Origin of the sequence: Mycobacterium sp. (genome assembly GCF_052143115.1) — a bacterium.
Classification (GTDB): domain Bacteria; phylum Actinomycetota; class Actinomycetes; order Mycobacteriales; family Mycobacteriaceae; genus Mycobacterium.
The window spans coordinates 1-2,955 of the sequence record NZ_JBKQTQ010000062.1; the positions used below are offsets into that span (position 1 = coordinate 1).

At 66.9% G+C, this 2,955-nt stretch carries 2 pseudogenes; one reads left to right on the forward strand and one right to left on the reverse strand.

Annotated features, from left to right (window positions below):
* Positions 1–67: 67 nt before the first annotated feature.
* A pseudogene (locus ACLQI9_RS07005) lies at positions 68–1,490 on the reverse strand (cytochrome P450).
* A gap of 295 nt (positions 1,491–1,785) precedes the next feature.
* On the opposite strand from ACLQI9_RS07005, the pseudogene ACLQI9_RS07010 reads away from it, so the two are divergent.
* Positions 1,786–2,955: pseudogene (locus ACLQI9_RS07010) on the forward strand (ATP-binding protein); the annotation flags it as partial.

The window sequence follows — 2,955 nt, forward strand, 5'->3', positions numbered from 1 at the left end:
AACTCGCCCAGGAAGCAGCCCGACACACCTGAACGCCCCCGCGACAAGAGTTTCCGGGGACTCGTCGCTAGCGTTGCGCGACTGGTGAATTGTGGCTCCAAGGCCCGACACGGGTTGAGGTCCGCGCATGAACACGAGCACCGATCGGCTCGGCGGCGACGACGGTGAACGGTGTGGCCAGGGGGAAGTCGTCATTAAGCGATTCGATCCGGGCCGCTCGGATGATGGTGGCCAGTGCGAGGGTGGCTTCCAGCATGGCGAAGTGGTCGCCGATACATGAGCGAGGTCCGCCGCCGAACGGCAGGTACTGCCAGCGGCTGCGGCCCTGCGAGCGCTCCGGCAGGAACCGATCCGGGTCAAATTTCAGCGGGTCGTCCCACAGTTCCGGGTTTCGGTGCATGGCGTAGAAGCTGACCACCGCCACGGTGCTGGCTTCCAGCCGGTAGCCGTCGACGGCCAAATCCTTTTTGAGCAGGCGCGGCGTTCCGGCACCGGGCGGGCATAGCCGCAGGGCCTCGTGCAGCACGCGCACAGTGTGGCCGAGCCGGGGCACGTCGTCGGGTGTCAGCGGCCGGTCGCCGAGTGCGCTGACCTCATCGAACACTCGGTCTTGGATTTCGGGGTGGTGCCCGAGCGCCCACAGTGAGTACGTGAGAGTGGTGGATGTGGTGTCGTGGCCGGCGAGGATGAACAGCACCAGCTCGTGGCAGATGTCGTCGTCCGAGAGTGGTTGGCCCGTATGCGGATCGGCTGCGGTCATCAAGGCACGCACCAGTGGTGCGTCTCGGGCGGGGTCGGCGCGCACCGCGGCGAGAATCTCGGCGGCCAGCTGATGCAGAGTCGCATTGGCCCTGCGGGCCCGCCGCTGGCCGGGGGTGGGCACCCATTGCGGCAGATTCACGGGCCGGGTCGCACGATCGGCTACCCAGGTGAGCGCGGTGCGCAGCGCCGGCCCGACGGTGTCGGCCCTAGCGTCGAGGTCCATGCCGAGCACAGAGTGCCCGAGGGCGCGCAGGGTAAGCGCGCGGCATTCGGTGTCCAGGTCTACCGTCGCGCCGTCGCACCAGCCGTCGACCACCGTCTGTGCCGCCGCGGCCATGTGGCCGGCGTAGCGCGGGGACCCGCTGTTTGGTGAACATCGGCTGCAGGGAGCGGCGGCGCGGCAGCCATTGCTGGTGCGGCAGGTCCAGCAGGTTGCCGCCCATCAGCCGGCGCATCTGGATCGTGCTCGTCGTCCCTCCTCGGTCGGCGATCTCGTCGGTGCGGCCCAGCACGTCCCGCGCGCCCTGCGGCGAGGCGATCAACACCGCCGTCGGGAAAAGCCATTTGGGCCCGAGCACCATACGGGTGACCGGGCCGCCGGCATCGAGGAGCTCCTGGAACCCGTCGATCAGGGACCGCACGGCCCTGAGCTGGTGCCGGAAGGGTAGCGGATTCTTCGGCGCCAGCGGCAGTTTGGCGACGTCGGCCGATTCAGGCGCGTCAAGCATGGCAGTTCACCTTTCAGAAAAACCAACTGTGTCAGCGCCTAGCCCTGGGGACACGAGTAGTGCACTACCTGAATCCGTTAGGTCCAGCGGTCGCACTCGACTGTCCGGCGCCAGGAGCCTGGAGAACATCGGCCTCAGCGCGTAGATCTGCGCCCGCAGGGGTCGTATATTGCGTTGGCCGCAAATCTGCGCGTTTGCGCTGATGTTTTGGGGTCGTGCCGGCCACATGCTGGCTAGCATGAGCGAGATCGATCCACGCGCGGAGATGCCGCTGGTGGACTGGAGCGAGCTGGACGTGAGCGGGCTGTTGCCGACGGGCACCGTGACGTTGCTGTTGGCCGACGTCGAGGGCTCCACGCGGCTCTGGGAAGCCCAACCCCAGGAGATGGCAGCGGCCATCGCGAGGCTCAACCACGTCGTGTCCGACGTCATCGCCGCCCACGACGGCGTGCGGCCCGTCGAACAGGGTGAAGGTGACAGCTTTCGTGGCCGCGTTCACCCGCGCCTCCGATGCGGTCGCAGCTGCCTTGGAGTTGCAGCGCGCTCCCCTAGCGCCGATCCGGTTGCGCATCGGTGTGCACACCGGCGAAATCCAGCTGCGCGATGAAGGCAACTACGCCGGCCCGACCATCAACCGCACCGCGCGACTGCGCGATCTCGGCCACGGCGGTCAAACGCTGTTGTCGGGCACCACCGAAGACCTGGTAGCCGACCGACTGCCCGCCGATACCTGGTTGACCGATCTGGGTACTCACCCGCTGCGGGATCTCCCCCGCCCCGAGCGAGTCGTTCAGCTGTGCCATCCCGACCTGGTCAACGAATTTGCGCCACTGCGCGTCTCGAAACCATCTGTCTCTGAGCATCTCCCGATGCAACTCACGAACTTCGTTGGGCGCCAAGCGGAGCTGACCCAAGTGCGGGAGCTGCTCGGCGAGAACCGGCTGGTGACGTTGACGGGTGCGGGCGGCGTAGGTAAGACCCGGCTGGCGATACAGATCGCGGGTCAGCTCGCGGACGAGTTCAGCGGCGGGGTCTGGTATGTGGATCTGGCACCGATCACCGACGCCGAGTTGGTGCCGACCACAGCAGCCCGCGCATTCGGGCTGCCCGACCAGCCTGGGCGCTCAACGATGGACACCCTGACTCGATTTATCGCCGACCGGCAGATGCTGGTGATCCTGGATAACTGCGAGCATCTGCTCGATGCCAGCGCAGCTTTGACGGCGGCACTGCTGGAAGCATGTCCGGGATTGACCTTCTTGGCGACGAGCCGGGAGCCGATCGGTGTTGCCGGTGAGGTGAGTTGGCGGCTGCCGTCACTGTCGCTGACCGACGAAGCCATCGAATTGTTCAGCGACCGAGCTCGCCATGCCCGGCACGATTTCGCGATCACCGACGACAACGTCGCGGCGGTGGGCGAGATCTGCACGCGCCTCGACGGCTTGCCGCTGGCGATCGAACTGGC